Origin of the sequence: Klebsiella sp. HN106 (assembly GCF_051209435.1) — a bacterium.
GTDB lineage: Bacteria > Pseudomonadota > Gammaproteobacteria > Enterobacterales > Enterobacteriaceae > Klebsiella > Klebsiella oxytoca.
The window spans coordinates 1-361 of the sequence record NZ_JBLURD010000144.1 but is presented as its reverse complement, the minus strand read 5'-3'; the positions used below and the strand labels follow the sequence as shown (position 1 = coordinate 361).

1 protein-coding gene is annotated in these 361 nt (G+C 55.4%); it reads left to right on the top strand.

Annotated features, from left to right (window positions below):
• Positions 1-204: 204 nt before the first annotated feature.
• A partial coding sequence (locus tag ACSIPU_RS30710; protein ID WP_435322496.1) for a DEAD/DEAH box helicase family protein occupies positions 205-361 on the top strand: 157 nt, incomplete at its 3' end.

Sequence of the window (361 nt, the reverse complement as noted above, 5' to 3'; positions counted from 1 at the left end):
CCCGGCAATAGCCCGGCTGACGCCCAGCTGCTGAGCGATAAACTTATCAAGTCGCATGAGATTTTTTTAGCCTGTCATAGTGCTGGAGCGGGCAAATCGCCCGAAAAAGAAGAATTTCACCGGCTAGTATAACGGGCTCTTAACACCACTCAAGGGAAAAGATTCATGGCATACTATTCGCCAGTTAATTAGCCCCGTGAATTCATGACTTTTACATTACGTCCTTACCAACAAGAAGCCGTCGATGCCACCCTCGCCTGGTTCCGTCGCCATACCGAGCCGGCGGCGATTGTCCTGCCCACCGGCGCGGGCAAAAGTCTGGTGATCGCCGAGCTTGCCAGGCTGGCGCGCGGCCGCGTGC